We start from the raw sequence: 17,514 nt of genomic DNA, 5'->3' as shown, positions 1-17,514 counted from the left end.
TGACCATGACACTCACGCGCACTCCTCCCCGTACGCGCTCCCGCGCCCGCACCCGTCTCTCGCCTGGCCGGGTCGCCGCCTGGGCGTTGATGATCGCCGTTCTGGTGGCGACCGTCTTCCCCTTCTACTGGATGATCCGCACCGCCCTGACCCCGGCGGCCGACCTCTACACCGACTCCACCGGCCTCGTCCCGCAGCACCCCACCATGGTCAATTTCCTGCGCGTTCTCGGGCTGAAATCGCAGGCGGAATCGCAGGCCGCCGGCGGATCCGGTGCGCAGGTGGACTTCCTGCGCTACCTCCTCAACTCCGTTGTCTACAGCGGCCTGATCGCCGTACTGCAGACGATGTTCTGCGCGATGGCCGGCTACGCCTTCGCCCGGCTGCGCTTCCCCGGCAGGGATGCCGTCTTCGGGGTGCTCATCGCCGCACTGATGGTGCCGCCGATCTTCACCGTGCTGCCCAACTTCGTGCTGGTGAAGGATCTCGGCTGGCTGAACACCTTCGCCGGCATGGTCGCACCGAGCGTGCTCATGACGCCGTTCGCGGTCTTCTTCCTCCGGCAGTTCTTCCTCTCCATCCCGCGCGAGATCGAAGAGGCGGCCGTACTGGACGGGGTGGGCGCCTGGGGCATCTTCTGGCGGGTCGTGATGCCCATGAGCCGGGGGCCGCTCATCACCATCGGGCTCACCACCACGGTATGGGCCTGGAAGGACTACCTGTGGCCGCTGCTGACCGGCCGTGATGAGCAGACGCGCGTGCTGACCGTCGCACTCGGCGTCTTCCAGCAGCAGTCACCGAACACCATGCCCGACTGGACGGGGCTGATGGCCGGCTCCGCGCTCTCGGTCCTGCCCGTCCTCGTACTGCTGCTCGTGTTCGGCCGACGGCTGGTCGAGTCGCTCAACTTCACCGGCATCAAGTAACTCCCCGTGCTTTCCCGGTCTTTCCGAGTCTTCTTGCGCATTTCCGAAACAGAGAGGTCACTCACGATGAGAAACACCTACCTGCGCGCCGGCGCGGCCCTGCTGTGCCTGGCCGCCACCTCCACCCTCGTCTCCTGCGGAGCCTCCGACGACGCGGCCGGCGGCAGGACGACCGTCAACTACTGGCTGTGGGACGACAAGCAGCTGCCCGCCTACCAGGACTGCGCGACCGCCTTCCAGAAGGCCAACCCCGACATCACCGTCAAGATCACGCAGACCGCCTGGGCCCAGTACTGGCAGAACCTCACCACACAGCTGACCGCCGGGGACGCCCCCGACGTCTGGACCGACCAGAGCTCGTACTATCCGCAGTTCGCCGCCAGCAACCAGCTGACGGATCTGCAACCGCTGGTGGACCGGGACAAGGTCGACCTGTCCGCCTACCAGACCGGCCTCGCCGACACCTGGGTCAAGGACGGGAAGCGGTACGGGCTCCCGAAGGACTGGGACACCATGGCTCTCGTCTACAACACCACCATGCTGGGGCAGCAGGGTGTGGACGCCGCCCAGATGAAGAACCTCACCTGGAACCCCACCGACGGCGGCACCCTCGAGCAGACCATCGCCAAGGCCACCGTCGACTCCAAGGGCCGTAACGGCCTCGACCCCGCCTTCGACAAGAACCATGTGAAGGCCTACGGCTTCCTCGCCGAATGGAACGACGGGTCCCAGGGGCAGAACGGCTGGGGCGAACTCGCCGCCGCCAACGGTTTCTCGTACCTCGACAAGAACCCGTGGGGCACGCACTACAACTACGACGACCCCAAGCTGGTCTCGACGATCGCCTGGTTCAAGCACCTGATCGACAAGGGGTACGCACCCCGCCTCGACAAGCAGTCGACCGTCGCCAACTCCGAGCTGCTCATCGCGGGCAAGGGCGCCGTCATGATCGCGGGGTCCTGGACCATCTCCACCTTCACCGACCCCAAGGTGAAGCAGAAGCTCGCCTTCGCACCGCTGCCCACAGGGCCGGCCGGCCGCAAGAGCGCCATCAACGGACTGTCGGACGCCATCTGGGCCGGCACCAAGCACAAGGAACAGGCCTGGAAGTGGGTCAAGTTCCTCGCATCGCCCGACTGCCAGAACCTGGTCGCCGAGCGGGCCGTCGTCTTCCCCGCGCTCAAGACCGCCACACAGAAGGTGCTCGCCGTCCACCAGGCGAAGGGCCGTGACGTCAGCGCGTTCAGCGATGCCGCCGCAGCGAAGGGCGGCACCTTCATGCTGCCCGTCACCGACCACGGAACCGAGATCAACCCCCTGGTCCAGGACGCCATTCAGTCGGTGATGCTCGGCCGGGCTCAGCCCGACGCGGCGCTCAAGGACGTCAACGACAAGGTCAACGGTCTCTTCAAGTGACCGTCGACACCCAGACCTGCACCCCGACCACCCTGACGCACCACGATGCAAGGAGACCCATGGCCCAGCTCCTGGAACTCGGCGGGCGCACGTTCGCCGTCGAGCTCGAAGGTGACGCCCCGCCGCAAGCCGTCGACGGCGGGCTGCTGCTGCCCGCGGGGCGGGTGGCGCTGCTGCACGGTCTCGGAGAGACAGCGCTCTTCTACCGGCACGGGCACAACTCCTGGAGTCCGTGCGGCTGGCGGCGGCTCTCCGAAGCCCCGCTGCGCATCGAGAGCGCCGAACGCCGCCAGACCGCGGACGACACGGTCTGGGACGACCCCACCCGCCACCACTCCTCCGCCGTCGCCGCCCTGCAGGGAGCCGACGGACAGGTGCTGCTGCTCGGCGCGCTCGGCCTGGACATACCGCGGTTGACGGCGGACGGGGACACGCTCGCAGCGTGGTACGAGGACGGCGGCGCGCCCTGGTTCCTTGCGTACGGCAGCGAGGATGAGGTCTTCGCCGCCTATGCCCGGGAACTGGCCACCCGCCTGGGACACAGCATCAAGCGCGCGGGCAATGTGTGGTGCAGCTGGTACGCGTACTACGAGAACATCACCGAGGAACAGCTCACCAAGGACATCACCGCCCTGCGCGGCCTGCCCTTCGACGTCGTCCAGGTCGACGACGGCTGGGAAGAGCTGGTCGGCGACTGGGAGCCCAACGCCAAATTCCCCTCCGGCATGCGCGCGCTGACCGACCGCATCACGGACGCGGGCCTGCGCCCCGGCCTGTGGATCGCCCCGTTCATCGTCCTCCCGACGTCACGCACCGCCAGAGAGCGGCCCGAACTGCTGCTGCGCGACGACCGGGGCGAGCCGGTGGTCGCCGGCCACAACTGGGGCACCGGCTACTGGGCGCTCGACCTGACCAGGCCGGCGGCGCAGGACCATCTGCGGGAGATGATCCACCGGGTCGTTCACGAGTGGGGCTTCACCTACCTCAAGCTCGACTTCATCGGCGCCGGCGCGGTCCCGGGCGTGCGCTTCGCCGACACCGGTCGCGAGGAGGCGTACCGCCTCGGCCTGCGGATCATCCGGGAGACGGCCGGAGAGGACGCCTATCTGCTCGGCAGCGGCGCCCCGCTGCTGCCGTCCCTCGGCCTCATCGACGGCATCCGCAGCGGCCCCGACGTCGCACCCCTGTGGGAGCACTACGCCACCCAGGACCCCTCCGACGCCCTGGCCCGCAACGCCGTCGTCAACACCCTCCACCGGCTGTGGCAGTCACCGCTCCTCGAGGTCGACCCGGACGTCGTCTACTTCCGCAGCCGCCTCAACCTGCTCACCGAACAGCAGCAGCGATGGCTGCGCGACCTCGCCGACGTGTGCGGCTTCCGGGCGATCTCCGATCCGCCCGGGTGGCTGCACCCCGATGAACTCGAGGCGATGACCGCGTACTTGAGCGCTCGGCCCGAAGTGCGCAGACTCGGCCGCTACCGGTTCTCGCTCGACGGAAACGAGGTCGATTTCACCGCGGCGGTCTCTCCCGAGTCGGAACAGCGCTATCCGATCGCGTGATCTCATCCGCACACGCGGCTCTGCCGTGAGTTAGTAAACTGCTCAGCATTATCTACCGGCGGGTACCGGAACCCCCTCAGGGAGCACCACATGACGACGACCGGAACAGATCTGTCCCGGATGCGTGAGATGAACCAGCTGTTGATCGTGTCGGCGCTCCGCGGGAATCCTCCGTCGACGGTCACGGAGCTCGCGGGCCGGGCAGGCCTCTCCCGGCCTGCGGTGGATGTACTGGTGCAGGCCCTGGTCACCGACGGCTGGGCCGAGGTCGAGGAGCCGGGCGCCAGCAGCGTGGTGGGGCGCCCGGCCCGGCGCTTCCGATTCCGGGCCGATGCCGGCCATGTGCTCGGCATCGACATCGGCGTCCACAAGATCCTGGTCGTACTGAGCGACCTGGAGGGCAATCTGGTGAACACCGTACGGCGCTCGACGGACCCGGAGGCGGCACCCGAAGCGCGCCTGGCAGCCGTCGACAGCGTCATCGACGAGGCTCTTGCGGGTGCCGGCATGGCACCCGCCGACATCTGGGCGGTGACGGTCGGGGTGACGGGTCCGGTCGACGCCAGCGGCCGCACCTCCCTCTCGACCCCCCTGCCCGGCTGGCACGCCGCCGACCCGGCCGCGCACCTCGCGGCCCGCTTCCCCTGCCCGATCCAGGTCGAGAACGACTGCAAACTGGCCGCCGTCGCCGAACGGTGGAAGGGCGTCGCGCAGGACGCCGATGACATCGTCTTCCTCCTCGCCGGACTGCGCACCGGCGCCGGACTCATCCTCGACGGCACCCTGCGCCGCGGCCACGGCGGCGCCGCGGGAGAAATCGGCGCGCTCAAGGCCGTACGGTGGCTCACCGCGCCCAGCCACCTCGAATCCTGCCCGGGCATCCCGGCCACGGCCGCCCCTGGCGAAGCTGCCGCATGGGTGTTCCAGGCGGCCCGGGACGGCGACCGCGACGCGAAGGCCGCCGTACGCCGCTACACCCGCGACCTCGCCGTAGGCCTCGCCGCCCTGGTGCTCGCCCTCGACCCCCAAGTCGTCGTCTACGGCGGCGGGTTCTCCCGCTCCGCCGACGTCGTGATGGAGCCCCTGCGCCGCGAACTCGCCAAGCACTGCCTGCGCCTCCCCGAACTGCGCACCTCCACCCTCGGCGACGAGAGCGTGGCCCTGGGAGGCGTACGCCTGGCACTCGACGAAATCGACAGTCGACTGTTGAGCGATGCGCTGGAAGCGCCGGCCGCCCCGAAGCGATAGCCACCCCACTACGACGACGAAGAAGAAAGAGACCATGAGCAACCGCCCCCGGGCACAGGCTCCGGAACTGCGCATCGGAGTGGTCGGCGTCGGCCAGCGCGCACCCCTGGCCACCCTCGCCAACCGTCCGGGTACGGCACGGATCGTGTCCTGCGCCGATCCGCACCCACGAGGACAGGACGACGCACGACGCCTCTTCGGAGCGGACGTCGCGATCCACGACGGGTACGAGCAGATGCTCGACGACGACCTCGACGCGGTGTTCGTCCTCACCCCCGACCACCTGCACCTGCAGCCGGCACTCTTCTTCCTCGAAGCCGGCGTCGCGGTGTTCGTGGAGAAACCCCTGGCGATCACCGTCGCCGACTGCGATGCCTTGCTGGCAGCCGCACACCGCTCGGGCAGCCGGCTCTACGTCGGCCACAACCTGCGCCACCTCCCGATGCTGCGCCGCATGCGCGAACTCATCGACAGCGGCGCGATCGGCAGCGTGCGCGCGGTGTGGTGCCGCCACTTCGTCGGCCACGGCGGGGACTACTACTTCAAGGACTGGCACGCGGAGCAGGCCAAGACCACCGGACTGCTCCTGCAGAAAGGCGCGCACGACCTCGACGCGATCCACTGGCTCGCCGGAGGATTCACCCGCAGGGTCTCCGCGCACGGAACCCTCGCCGTCTACGGGGACAACCCCCGTCGCACCGCGGCCCATACGGACGATCAGCGGATGCCCGACTGGTTCGACCCCGGAATCTGGCCGCCCTCGGCGCTGCGCGACCTCAACCCCGTCATCGACGTCGAAGACCTCAGCATGATGCTCGGCCGCCTCGACAACGGCGTGCTCACCAGCTACCAGCAGTGCCATTTCACCCCCGACTACTGGCGCAACTACACCGTGATCGGCGACGAGGGCCGCATGGAGAACTTCGGGGACGGCGTCGAAGGCGACCCCGCCGTCATCAACGTCTGGAACAGCCACCGGTCCGGCTATCGGCACGACGCCGACCTCACCGTTCCCGTGCCCGAGACTCCCGACGGGCTGCACGGCGGCGCGGACCAGGCACTCGTCAGCGAGTTTCTCCGCTACGTGACCACCGGAGGTCCGACCGAGACCTCACCCGTGGCCGCCCGCGAAGCAGTCGCCGCCGCGACGGCAGCGACGACATCGCTGCGCTCGAACGGCACAGCGGTCGATGTCCCCGCACCGGACCCGGAACTCATCCGCTACTTCAACGGGCCGCGGACGCCGGCGGGTCAGGCGCTGTAGACCTCAAGTGCGGAGAGCTGGCCCGCGGGCCAACCGGTGTTGGCGGTGAAGGTCAGCCGGATGAAGCGGGCGGAGACCGTCGAAGGCAGAGTGATGGTCACGGTGTTGTCGCTGGAAGGGCTGAACGTGTAGTCCGACGCCGGGAGTTGCGCCGTGGGTGGATTGCTCGGACCGGCCTGGACCGAAAGGGTCTGTGTGCGCGTGTTCCACGCGGTGGCCGGCGGCAGTTTCAGCACCATCCGTTTGACGGCGATCGCGAGACCGAGATCGACCTGGAGCCATTGCGGGAAGGCGTTGTTGCCACTCTCCCAGTAGGTGTTCGGGTCGCCGTCCACTGCGTTCGACGAGCCGTAGACCTGCGTGTGGCTGCTCTCCGAAGTGGGGCGGCCCAGTGCGAGGTCGGCGCCCGGCTGTGTGTCCGTGTCGGTCGTGACGCCGACCTGGCCGGACTGCGGGGAGACGTTGCCGGCAGCGTCCTGCGCCTGGACGTAGAAGCTGTACGCGGTGGATGGACTCAGGCCGCTGAGGGTGACGGTGGTGACGTTGCCCGCCGTGCTGCCGACCTGGGTGCCGGTGGAGCCGGTGAGGCGCATGATCCGGTAGCCGGTGACGCCGACGTTGTCGCTCGACGCGGTCCAGGCCAGGGAGACCGTGGTGGCGCTGTGCCCGCTGGCCTGGAGTCCGCCGGGCGCGGTCGGTGCTGTGGAGTCGCCGCCGCCCACCACCGGCGCCGTGGGGCGCGTCGCCGTCACAGGTGTCTGGCCCTTGAGCATTCTGCCGCCGTCGCCGGTCAGGCGCAGGTAGTAGTCGGAGGAACAGGCGGTGCCGTCCTCGTCGAGCGCCAGGAGCCCGGAACCCACGGGGACGAATGCCTGGGACTCGGCGGTCTTGGCGATCTGGTTGCCCTCGTTGTACTCGTCGAACATCGAGACGTAGATGCCCTGCACCCCGGCACGCGCCATGTTGTAGAACTGCCGCCACATGAAGTCACCGTGCGCGCGCTGGCGCAGAGTGACCGCGCCCGGCAGCACACATGGCTGGTAGTCGATGCCGTGGGCGGCGCATTCGGCGAGGTCGGGGACGGTCGCGACGTTGTAGAAGTTGTCGGCGTCCGCGACATTGCCGATACGGCCGACCATCCACGGCGAGAGCATGTCGAAGGCGTGGTAGACGCCGCTGAAGCCGGGGCGGGAGTCGCGGTCGCCGGTCCGCCACCAGGTGGGCACGCCGCCGATGACGTAACAGCCCTGGGACTTGAACCAGTTGACGACATCCAGGCAGGACGCCGCGTCGAACGGCCGCTGGTTGTCGGCGAAGCCGAATCCCCAGATGCAGACGACCGGCTTGCCGTTCTGCGTCGCGTACGCCGAAGACGCTGTGTGCGCCTTCATTTTGGCGGTCCAGTCGGCCTTGATCTCGGACTGCATGTTCGTCCAGTCGGAGACGTCGTACATGAGGTAGAACTGTCGGCCGTGTGCCTCCGCGGCGCTACGCACCTTGATGGCCATGGCGTCCCGGGTGGGGCCCTCGCTGCCGTTGGGGTTGAAGCGCTGGAGGGCCGCGGTGTCGATGCCGTTCTGCTGCATCCACTGGAAGTGGGTGTCCACGGTCTGCTGGTCGTAGGAGGAGAACAGGTTCGCCGGCTGCCCATTGCCCAGGTTCGCGTAGGCGCTGTGGTACGTGTGGGTGTAGTCGCGGACGTCGGGCCAGGCGACGATGGTGGTGTTGCCGGGTGACGGGGGCTGGCCGCCGTTCGCCGAATAGTGCCACCACGTGTTGATCGGGGCGCCGTCGCCGATGCAGGCGAACCACCCCTGGTAGCCGACCGAGACCTTGCCGACCACGTCCCCCGGCCCGCTCGCGGCCGCTGCCGTACCCGCTGCGGCGCTCAGGCCCAGGGCGGTCAGGCCCACCGCGGCGGAACCGCTCGTTGCCGCTGTCAGAAACCTGCGACGAGACACACTCATGGCGGACTCTTTCCGATCGGCGTCACGGCGTGAACGCTGCATGACGGTGGGGGAGTGACCTGCGGTGCGCTGGTGGTTCGTCGCGCTGGACAGTAACCAAGTGGCCAACAGTGCGCAATACTCTGCGCTCAAGACGCAAGTTGCCCAACATGTACTGCAAAAAGCTTTGCAGGCCAGGAAGTTGGTCCGCCGAACGGCCTGCCGCGAGGCCAACGCCACGACCACGGCCCGGCACCGCTCGCAGCGTGCGTCAGCGGATGCCGGGCGCGAAGTGGCCGACTACTCCAGCCAAGCACCGTCACGCATGATGACCCGGCCGCTCAGCTCCGGCTCACCGCGCCAGGCACGTACCACCTTCGGCGCGATGCGCAGATAGACAAAGGGAGCGTCCTCGGTGCGCGGATCCCAGCCGAACTTGCCGGCGAACGCGTCGGCCGCTTCCGTCGGCACGCCCTGGTCCGCGAAGCATTGCGCCGTGCCTTGAAGCATCACGACATCAAAGGTGTGCGGCAGCGACAGGCGTACCCGCGGATCCTTGCGTACGTTGCGCACCGTCGCGGATCCCGCGCCCGTGCACACCCATACCGCCTGCCCGTCCCACACGAACCACAGCGGCACCTGGTGGGGACCATGATCGGGATGAGCTGTCGCCACCCAGACATCCCGCTCCGCGGCGAGGCGGTCCAAAGTCTCGCGTCTGCGATCGGCTGCCGTGCGATGAACGATCTTCGAGTTCTGCATGGTCGTCGACGCTAGTCAGCAAGATCGGAAACCGCATGGGGCCATGGCCCTACGTCCATCGACCGACCTGCCCAGCGACATCTCCTGGCGCGAGAGCTCAGAGATGCGCGGCCAGGAACTCCCTGAACTCGTCACCGGTCATGGCACCCTCTCTCGTCGCCGTCACCTCTCCCTGCTTGATCAGGAGGAATGACGGCGGCCCGACGACGCCGTAGCGCCGCGTCGGTTCGGGGCAGCGCGTCATGTCGGTCTTGACGGTGATCAGACGGTCGCCGTACTCGTCGGCGATCTCACCCACGATCGCGTCCATGTCCTTGCACACCTTCGCGGCCTTGGGCCAGGTCCCCGAGAAGTACGCGAGCACCGGCACCCGGGACATGGTGAGAATGAAATCGAATTCCTGGCTCTCCATCGGCTGATGGACACGGCTCGTCATCGACTCTCCCTCAATGATCGGCAACACGGCAGCCACCATCATGCCGTGATCGGCTGCGGATCCACTGACAGCGAGGATTGACCCTATCCGAGCGTGAGCATCGCCTCGGCGACCTCGTCGGCCGACGCATCCGGGATCGCGGTGGAGGCCTCCTTGAGGACGAGCAGCCGTGCCCCGGGGATCTCGCGTGCGATCGCCTCGCCGTTTCCGACAGGGAAGAACGGATCGTTGCGGCCGTGGACGACGAGAGTGGGGACCTCGATCTCGGCCAGGCGCTCGCGCCAGCGCGGTGTGCAGTCGAGCCTGGAAAACACCATGCCCAGTTGGTTGGCCATCTGGACCGATGGCGTGGTGCCCGGCGTGCGGTCCCAGATTCGCCCAGCGATGGCGCGCGCGGCGACGGGGTCGTTGCCGAGGATTCCGGCACCGGCGGCGGCGAACTCGGCAACCGACTCGCGGTCGGCCCAATCGGGCATCTGCCGCGCGAACAGCCGGCCCATAGTGGCCTGGTCATGGTCGGGCAGGTCGTCGTCGGCCGGGCCAGGGGCGACCGCGCGGCTGCCGACGAGGGTGAGCGCCGAGAACGCGCCCGGATGGTCGAGCAGGGCCACTTGGGCGACCATCCCGCCGACACCGATCCCCGCGAGGTGCGCAGGCCCCCCGCCGAGCACATCGGCGAGGGCGGCGGCGTCGGCGGCGAGGTCGCGCAGGGTGTAGGCCGGTGCCTCAGGATTCGCCGCCGTTGACTCCCCGCTGTCGCGCAGGTCGTAGCGGACCACACGACGCCCGCCGGCGGCGAGACGCTCGCACAGCGCGTCGGGCCAGGAGAGCATCGTGGTCCCGCCCGCGAGCAGAACGAGTGGTGCGTCCTCGTCACCGAACGACTCGATGCCCAAGGCGATTTCATTGGCGTTGACAGTGGTCATCGGGTCACCAGGAGACGTCGTAGGTCGGATGTGGCGCGATCGATGCCGAGATATCCGTGCTGGTTCGATTCATGTCAGGGTTGACTCGGACCACCGCCCAAACTCATCGCTCACGCGTGAAGTATGTGCCGGGGGACGCACCGCAGTCAGGGCACGACACTGCCGGTGGGGCGAACCCTCAAGAGGTCCCGCCCCACCGGCAGTGTCATGCAGGAAGTATTCAGTGCTTCCCGACGTCCTTGACCTTCTCCTTGGCCTGGCGCGCATCGCCCTTCTTGCGTTCGGCGCTGCCTTCGGCGGTGAGGCGTTCGTTGCCCACGAGACGTCCGGCCGCTTCCTTCGCGGCGCCGCTCGCCTGCTCGGTCTTCGCCTTGGCCTTCTCGTTGGCGGCCATGTCCGCTCACGCTCCTTGGCTTCTCGACATCAGGTGCTGTCGTACGTGTGGCCACTCGCCGCTGACGCAAACATCCCACTGGCAAGAGGATTGCGGAGCACGCGCATATGCCCCCGACGCTTTTGGAGAAACGCAGCTGGGTGCGTTTGTGTGAGCGGTTCCAGAGCATTCGTTGGTCAGGAGGTTGATAACAATGGTTCCCCTGATTCTGGTACTTCTTCTGGCTCTGCTTCTCTTCGGCGCGGGTTTTGCGCTGAAGGCCTTGTGGCTGATCGCGGTCGTCGTGCTGGTGGTGTGGCTGCTCGGCTTCGTGATCCGTCCGGCAGCAAGCGGCGGTCGCAAGGGCCGCTGGTATCGGTGGTGATGCGTGCCGTCGAGTGAAGTCGCATGAAAGCGGCAGACGCAAGCGGGTGGGCCCGGCCGGAGACGGCCGGGCCCACCCGCTTGCGTATCACTCTGCAGGGCATCGCCCGAGTCCATGAACGGAAGTACGCGGGGCAGCGGCCGGGCTCAGGCGGGCTGCTGCCGTTGGTGGACCTCGCCGGTCATCGCCTCGAGCTCCTGACCCGTGGTCTCGGGAACCTTCGCACGTGTGAAGACGAAGGCGACGACCGAGAAGAAGGCGAACCCTCCGTACAGCCAGGACAGACCGACGTGCTTCGTCATCGGTTCGAATGAGAACGTCACGATGAAGTTGAAGATCCAGTTGGATGCCGTGCCGATGGCCAGGGCATAGCCACGCATCTGGTTCGGGAACATCTCGGCGAGCATGATCCACAGGATCGGGCCCCAGGAGAGCGCGAAGAAGACGACGAAGAGATTTGCGCCGACGAGTGCCACCGGGCCCCAGGAGCCCGGAAGTGTCACGTTGTCGCCGCTGCCGTGCTGCTGGGAGAAGGCGACCGCGGCCATGAGCAGACCCACGAACATGCCGACCGAGCCGATCGTGAGCAGGCGGCGTCGGCCGACGCGATCGACGAAGAGCATCGCGACGACCGTCATGATCACGTTGATGCCCGCAGTGATCACGGACGTGATGAACGAGTCGCCGGTACTGAAGCCCACCGAGTGCCAGAGCGTTGTGGAGTAGTAGAAGATCGCGTTGATCCCGATGAGCTGCTGGAGCGCGGCCATGATGATCCCTACCCACACCAGCGGATGCAGGCCGAAGCGGTTGCCTCGGATGTCGGCGAACGACGGGCGGCGCTCGGCGGAGATCGTCTGCTGAATCTCGGCGACCTTGGCCTGCGGGTCGGCTTCTCCGCCGACCCGGCCGAGGACCTTCGCCGCCTCGTCCGTCCTGCCTCGGGAGACCAGATAGCGGGGAGACTCGGGGATCATCAGCGCGAGCACGCCGTACACCAGGGCGGGCACGACGCCGACGAGGAACATCCAGCGCCATGCCTCGATGCCCCACCACAGATCGCGGGACGGGCCGCCTGCCCAGTGCGAGAGCCCCGCGTTGGAGCTGAGCACCACGAGCTGGCCGATGGTGATGGCCAGCTGCTGCAGCGACCCCAGGGCGCCGCGGCCCTTGGCCGGTGCGATCTCCGAGATGTACGCGGGCGCGATCACCGAGGCCACGCCGATGCCCAGGCCGCCGACGACGCGCCAGATCAGCAGCGACGGCACGTTGAACGCTGTCGCCGTGCCGAGCGAGCTGAGGACGAACAGAACCGCGCCGACCACCATCACCATGCGCCGGCCGAAGCGGTCGGCGAGGCGTCCGGCGAACCAGGCGCCCGCCGCGCAGCCGAGCAACGCGATGGAGACGACGAAGCCGGACATGAACGAGCCCAGCGCGAACTGGTCGGTGAGGGAGTCGACCGCACCGTTGATCACGGAGGAGTCGAAGCCGAAGAGGAATCCTCCGACGGCTGCGGCGATGGCGATACCGATCGCTCTACCGCGGTTTCCACGTACGTCTGACAACGTTGTCAACTCAGCTGTACTGGACACTTGGTGCACACCTGTTTCGCTGTATTGCGGTTGGCCGTCCGACGGACCGGGCGCGCAGGGGCTCTGACTGCGCCACCTGCGGGGGAACGCTTCGCACCGGCGGACCACGGATCACGCTAGGCCCCGCCCGTTCGCTCAAGCAATGAGCGATGGTGAATTGCGAGTCTCGCCACAGCGAGGTTCCGCCACGTGTCATCGCGCGACAGTCGGGTACACGCGCGCGCCCGGCGCGCTGCCCGTCCTCACATCTGAGCCGGCTCGACAACGGATTCGTCCTCGACGGCACCCCCAGGAGGCGCTCACCCTTTCCTGATCAAGCGTCGGAGTGCTCGTTTTCGGCGTGCCGATCTGTACGGGTGGTGCTGGCTCCTGGCCGGGAGGTCATGGTCGATCTGGGGTGCGGCGCGGGATCGTGGCGGCCAGGCAGGCTCAGCTTTCCCCGAGGAAGTGGAAGGTCGGCCGCGGGTGCATCAGGAAGTCGTGGTGCGAGATGTTCCACGCATACGCGCCCGCCAGTCCGAAGGCCACACGGTCGCCCGCCCGCAATCCGGCCGCCGGTACCTGCCGGGACAGAACGTCCTTGGGTGTGCACAGCTGCCCGGCGAAGGTCACCCGGTCCCGTCGGGCCACCGAACGCGGCCACGGGTGCGGCCACGGCTGCTCGCTCGTAAGGACCGTGCACGGCTGGTCGTGGCCCTTGGTCGCCGGGGTGCGCAGATGGTGGGTGCCGCCGCGGACCACGGCGAACTCCTCGCCGTGGCTCTCCTTCACATCAAGGACCTCGGTTGCGTACCAGCCGCAGTAGGCGGTCAGCGCCCGCCCCGGCTCGATGCGCAGCGTCAGCTCCGGGTGGGCGTCGAGGATTCGGGCCAGCCCTTGCCCGTACGCCGCCCAGTCGAAGCGGTCCTCGGGGTGGGCGTAGTCCACGCTCATGCCGCCGCCGACATTGATCTCCTTGAAGCGGATGGCGTGCCGCTCGGCCAGGGCGAGCGACCACGCGACGATCGCATGGGACATCGTGAGCAGTTCGGGCGCGCCCGGTCCGCTGGCCAAGTGGGCGTGTACGCCGAGGAGTTCGAGCTGGGGACAGGTGCCGTCGGTCAGCAGGCGTACGACGGAGTCCGCCTCGGAGGGGTCCAGGCCGAACGGTGTCGGGCGGCCGCCCATCGTGAGGGAGCTGCCCTGCAGGGAGTCGTCGGACAGCGGCAGATTGAAGCGCAGCAGCACCCCGGGGCGGGCCCGCGGGGCCAGGCGTGCGGTCAGGTCTGCCAGCATGCGGAGCTCGTACGCGCTCTCCACGTGGAAGCGCCTCACTCCCAGCTCCAGCGCGGTCCTGATCTCCGCCGGGGTCTTGCCGGGTCCGCCGAAGGCCAGCGGACGGCCCGGCGCCGCCTTGGCGACATGGGCGAGTTCGCCGCCTGAGGACACCTCGTAGCCGTCCACGTGGGGGCCGAGGGCTGCCAGGATCTCCGGCTCGGGGTTGGCCTTGGCCGCGTAGTACAGCTCGACGCGCTCGGGCAGGGCCCGGCGGACGGCGGCCGCATGGTCGCGCAGGGCGTCCAGGTCGTAGAGGTAGGCGGGCAGTTCCTCGAAGTCGAGGGCCTGGGCGCGCTCACGTACCCGCTCGGTGGGGGCCGTCATCGGGTGCTCCAGGGGGCATCGGGGCTGCTCGCGCCGGACAGCACGTCCTTGGCGAGGGGAGAGGGCAGGTGGACATAGCCGGCCGCCCGGTCGGCCTTGCGCTCCCAGCGGGTCAGCAGATTGGCCTTCGCGGGCAGGGGCACGCCGGCCAGCAGTGCGGCGAGGCGCGGCGGGCAGGTGTGGGCGTCGGCGTAGCCCTGGATGACGGCACGGACCTCGGCCCACAGAGCGGTCTCGGTCTCGGGGTGCTGGTCGGCGAGGGCCGCCAGCATCTCGGCGACGTGGTTGACCAGGAGGCAGTACACGACGCGGTCCCAGCCGCGTTGGGCGTCGTACGTCATGTGCTCCGCCACCTCCGGCGGCAGAGCGGCGAGCGTGTCGGCATGATGCTCGGGCAGGAGCTTGGTGCCCTCCAGGTCGCGGAAGAGGACCTGGGCGGGCATGCCGTCGCCGTCGACGCAGACGACGACGTTCTGCAGATGGGGTTCGAGGACCAGCCCGTACTCGAAGTACGCGGCGAGCACCGGTGGCACGAGGAGTTGCAGATACGCCCGCCACCAGCCGAGGGCCTGCTCCGGTCCGGCGCCGTCCAGGAGCCGGGTGATATGTCCGGGCCCCGTCGGGTACTCGTCCGCGATCGCGCCGGCGAGCAGCGGTGTGGTGCCCGGAAGGAGGCGCCGGGACAGGCCCTCGCGGACGATCACGCCGAAGCCTTCGAGGAGGGCGCGATCGGGGCGCCCGTCCGGGCCGGGCAGGGCGAGGCTGCGGTAGGCGGGCTCGCGCAGCATCGCGCTGCCGGGGAAGCGGGCGGCGAGATCGGCGAGGGCGCCGTCCAGGAGACGGGTCAGGGCAACGGCGCCGGACAGCTCGTAACTGGCGTTCTTGCGCAGGCAGTTGGTGATGCGCACATTCAGGCTGAACTTCAGGAACGTATCGCCGTCGTACAGTGTGCGCACGGAGGCCGTGGCGGCGAAGGGCGCGGTGCTCGTTCCGAGATCGATGAGGTCGCCGCGGTCCAGGGCGGCTCCCAGCGCGGGGTGGTCCTGGAGCAGGGACAGCTGCCAGGGGTGGGCGGACAGCACCTTGTAGCCGGCGGGGACATCGGGGTGCAGGCGGTCGAGGGCGGCGGTGGCGCCGGGCTCGGCGGTCTCCTCGGCGACGAGGTCCTCGCGTACGGCGAACAGGCGCAGCGGGAAGGTGGCGCCGGCCTCGGGGGCGTACTCGCTCCAGGCGGCGGGGTCTCCGCTGCGGGCCTTGGGCGTGGGATGGAAGCGGTGGCCGAACAGCAGGGACTGCTCGGAGGCCAGATACGTGGCCAGTCGGCCGTCGTCCGAGGCGGCCCGGGTCGAAGCGGTACGGCCGGCAGCCGACGTGGCGCCCAGTGCGGAACGTACGCCCTGATGACTGGAGGCGAGCTGCTCCAGGAACTCCTCGTTGCGCACTCCGGTACGCCGCTCCAGCTCGGCCTGGGTGAACCGGGCCAGGAGCTGCCAGTCGGCCTCGGCCCACTCGCCGTCACGCTGGACCTGCAGGGGCCCGGTGAAGCGGTGCGCGCCGAGCAGCGAGGTGCGGCGCAGGGCGGCGCGCAGCAGTACGCCGGCCCGGGGGAGGCGCAGGAGGAGATGCCCGTCGACGACGGCGGTCTGGTGCTCGGGTCCTGACACCTCGCGCAGCAGACAGTTGAGCAGGGTGTGGGCCACGGCCTGGTCGGCGGTGGGCAGTTCGGTGGGGGCGGTGGGATGAGCGGGGACGGTGCCCGTGGGCAGCGACATCAACGGCTCCAGCGGATGCGGGGCGATCGGGGGATCGGACCGTGAAACAGGGAACGGAGGGCGACGGTGCAGGCCGTGCCCAGGGCGACGGCGGTGCCGATCAGTACGGGGGCGGTGGGGCCGAGCAGGCTGTTGCCGGCGGCGGCGGCCAGTCCGGCGGCGACGGCGCCGCCCTTGGAGACGAGTTCGAGCGAGCCGAACATGCCGCCCGGCGGGCGGCCGTTGGCGCAGTCGGCGGCCAGTACGGACAGAGAGACCAGGCCCAGGGTCAGGCCCACGCCGAGCAGGATGCGCACGGCGGTGAACGCGGCGAGCGAGTCGGAGACGCCGTGGCCGGCCAGGCCCAGCGCGATGAAGCCGAAGCCGATGCCGATGCCCAGGCGCGGCCGCGTGACGAATCGGGCGTGGATCCGCATCGCGAACAGCAGATAGAACAGATGCGGCAGGGCGAACAGCACGCCGGACACGGCCGGTGGGGTGCCCGGTATTCGCTCCTCGACCAGCGAGATGAGATACGGGAAGGAGATGACGGTCGAGAAGACGAAGGCGAACTCGAAGGTGTAGAGCGCGGTCAGGGGCGTTCGGGCGACGGCTCCCGACTGAAGGCACCCGGCCGCACCGTCCTCTTGGGCTTCGCTCCAGCTCCCGGTCGCCTTGGCCGGCTCGGGAAGTGCGTACAGCATCGCCGCCGCGGCCAGCGGCAGCACGGCGAGCAGCGCGTACTGGCGGTGCGGTGACATCCACGGCGACAGCGAGCCGACGAGGATCGGCGCGAAGACCAGGGCGGCACGTGCGCTGCCCTGCATCAAGGTGAGTGCCTTGGACAGGCCGGGACCTTGCAGGGCGGCGGCCAGATAGCCGTTGGACGCGGCGAATGTGCCGCCGAGGATTCCTTGCAGTATCAGTGCCGCCGTGAACGTGGCCAGCGAATCGGCCCATCCGGCGAGCAGGAACGAGACGGCCAGGCCCAGTTGGGCCCGCAGCAGCAGGCGTTTGCGCCCGAACCGGTCGGCCAGACGCCCCCACAGAGGGGCGCCGAGCGCCCCGAACACGGTCGGTACGACGTACAGCAGCCCCGCCCAGCGCGCGGCCGCGTCACCCAGCCCGGGCAGGATCGCCGTCAGATAGGGCGGCAGTCCCAGCGCGGCGAAGGACGCCACGAAATAGCAGGCGGCCACGGCATGCACCTGACGGCGCCCGAAGGCGGGAGCCGGGTCCTGGCCGGCCGCGTGGGGGTGGATCGGGGGAGTGGTCGTCGCCAT

The 17,514-nt window shown here is 69.0% G+C and carries 15 protein-coding genes; 6 read left to right on the top strand and 9 right to left on the bottom strand.

Annotated features, from left to right (window positions below):
- The first annotated feature begins 5 nt into the window (after nucleotides 1-5).
- The 5 genes from AB0H78_RS35610 to AB0H78_RS35590 all read left to right on the top strand — a co-directional run bounded on the left by AB0H78_RS35610 (nucleotide 6) and on the right by AB0H78_RS35590 (nucleotide 6,416).
- On the top strand, nucleotides 6-926 hold the full coding sequence (locus AB0H78_RS35610; RefSeq protein WP_363238964.1) for a carbohydrate ABC transporter permease: 921 nt from the start codon (nucleotides 6-8) through the stop codon (nucleotides 924-926).
- A 66-nt stretch (nucleotides 927-992) separates the two neighbouring features.
- Entirely contained in the window at nucleotides 993-2,342 is a 1,350-nt protein-coding gene (locus tag AB0H78_RS35605) for a sugar ABC transporter substrate-binding protein (protein WP_363238963.1), read from the top strand.
- 59 nt (nucleotides 2,343-2,401) lie between these two features.
- Entirely contained in the window at nucleotides 2,402-3,904 is a 1,503-nt protein-coding gene (locus AB0H78_RS35600; protein ID WP_363238962.1) for a glycoside hydrolase family 36 protein, read from the top strand.
- A gap of 90 nt (nucleotides 3,905-3,994) precedes the next feature.
- Nucleotides 3,995-5,152 carry an ROK family transcriptional regulator gene (locus tag AB0H78_RS35595; RefSeq protein ID WP_363238961.1) on the top strand — a complete coding sequence of 386 codons (1,158 nt, stop codon included), beginning with the start codon at nucleotides 3,995-3,997 and terminating at the stop codon, nucleotides 5,150-5,152.
- Nucleotides 5,153-5,186: 34 nt separating this feature from the next.
- Entirely contained in the window at nucleotides 5,187-6,416 is a 1,230-nt protein-coding gene (locus AB0H78_RS35590; RefSeq protein ID WP_363238960.1) for a Gfo/Idh/MocA family oxidoreductase, read from the top strand.
- Here AB0H78_RS35590 and AB0H78_RS35585 read toward each other — a convergent pair.
- The 5 genes from AB0H78_RS35585 to AB0H78_RS35565 form a co-directional block, all read right to left on the bottom strand.
- Nucleotides 6,404-8,383: a discoidin domain-containing protein gene (locus AB0H78_RS35585; RefSeq protein ID WP_363238959.1), complete on the bottom strand. Its 1,980-nt coding sequence runs from the start codon at nucleotides 8,381-8,383 to the stop codon at nucleotides 6,404-6,406. The two genes, AB0H78_RS35590 and AB0H78_RS35585, sit on opposite strands and share 13 nt — an antisense overlap.
- A 279-nt stretch (nucleotides 8,384-8,662) precedes the next feature.
- On the bottom strand, nucleotides 8,663-9,124 hold the full coding sequence (locus tag AB0H78_RS35580; RefSeq protein WP_363238958.1) for a pyridoxamine 5'-phosphate oxidase family protein: 462 nt from the start codon (nucleotides 9,122-9,124) through the stop codon (nucleotides 8,663-8,665).
- Nucleotides 9,125-9,221: 97 nt separating this feature from the next.
- Nucleotides 9,222-9,560 carry a thioredoxin domain-containing protein gene (locus AB0H78_RS35575; protein WP_363238957.1) on the bottom strand — a complete coding sequence of 113 codons (339 nt, stop codon included), beginning with the start codon at nucleotides 9,558-9,560 and terminating at the stop codon, nucleotides 9,222-9,224.
- Between the two features lie 83 nt (nucleotides 9,561-9,643).
- A complete protein-coding gene (locus tag AB0H78_RS35570; protein WP_363238956.1) occupies nucleotides 9,644-10,486 on the bottom strand; it encodes an alpha/beta hydrolase in 843 nt (280 codons plus the stop codon).
- A 220-nt stretch (nucleotides 10,487-10,706) separates the two neighbouring features.
- Nucleotides 10,707-10,880 carry a CsbD family protein gene (locus AB0H78_RS35565; protein WP_363238955.1) on the bottom strand — a complete coding sequence of 58 codons (174 nt, stop codon included), beginning with the start codon at nucleotides 10,878-10,880 and terminating at the stop codon, nucleotides 10,707-10,709.
- Nucleotides 10,881-11,073: 193 nt separating this feature from the next.
- Between AB0H78_RS35565 and AB0H78_RS35560 the strand changes: the two genes are divergently transcribed.
- Complete coding sequence (locus tag AB0H78_RS35560) at nucleotides 11,074-11,244, top strand: hydrophobic protein (protein ID WP_363238954.1); 171 nt, start codon at nucleotides 11,074-11,076, stop codon at nucleotides 11,242-11,244.
- Nucleotides 11,245-11,390: 146 nt separating this feature from the next.
- Here AB0H78_RS35560 and AB0H78_RS35555 read toward each other — a convergent pair whose 3' ends face one another.
- From AB0H78_RS35555 to AB0H78_RS35540, 4 genes are all read right to left on the bottom strand, one after another.
- Entirely contained in the window at nucleotides 11,391-12,839 is a 1,449-nt protein-coding gene (locus AB0H78_RS35555) for a sugar porter family MFS transporter (protein ID WP_363238953.1), read from the bottom strand.
- 429 nt (nucleotides 12,840-13,268) lie between these two features.
- Nucleotides 13,269-14,480, bottom strand: a complete 1,212-nt coding sequence (locus AB0H78_RS35550) for a type III PLP-dependent enzyme (protein ID WP_363238952.1) — start codon at nucleotides 14,478-14,480, stop codon at nucleotides 13,269-13,271.
- On the bottom strand, nucleotides 14,477-16,252 hold the full coding sequence (locus AB0H78_RS35545) for an IucA/IucC family protein (protein WP_363238951.1): 1,776 nt from the start codon (nucleotides 16,250-16,252) through the stop codon (nucleotides 14,477-14,479). The genes AB0H78_RS35550 and AB0H78_RS35545 overlap by 4 nt, the downstream gene beginning before the upstream one ends.
- The gene (locus tag AB0H78_RS35540) at nucleotides 16,252-17,514 is read right to left on the bottom strand and encodes an MFS transporter (RefSeq protein ID WP_363238950.1); all 1,263 of its coding nucleotides are present in this window, start codon (nucleotides 17,512-17,514) and stop codon (nucleotides 16,252-16,254) included. Before AB0H78_RS35540 ends, AB0H78_RS35545 begins: the two co-directional genes overlap by 1 nt.

Source organism: Streptomyces sp. NPDC050738 (genome assembly GCF_040654175.1).
Classification (GTDB): domain Bacteria; phylum Actinomycetota; class Actinomycetes; order Streptomycetales; family Streptomycetaceae; genus Streptomyces.
The sequence above is the reverse complement of the archived record's forward strand: the minus strand, read 5'-3'. Positions and strand labels throughout refer to the sequence as shown.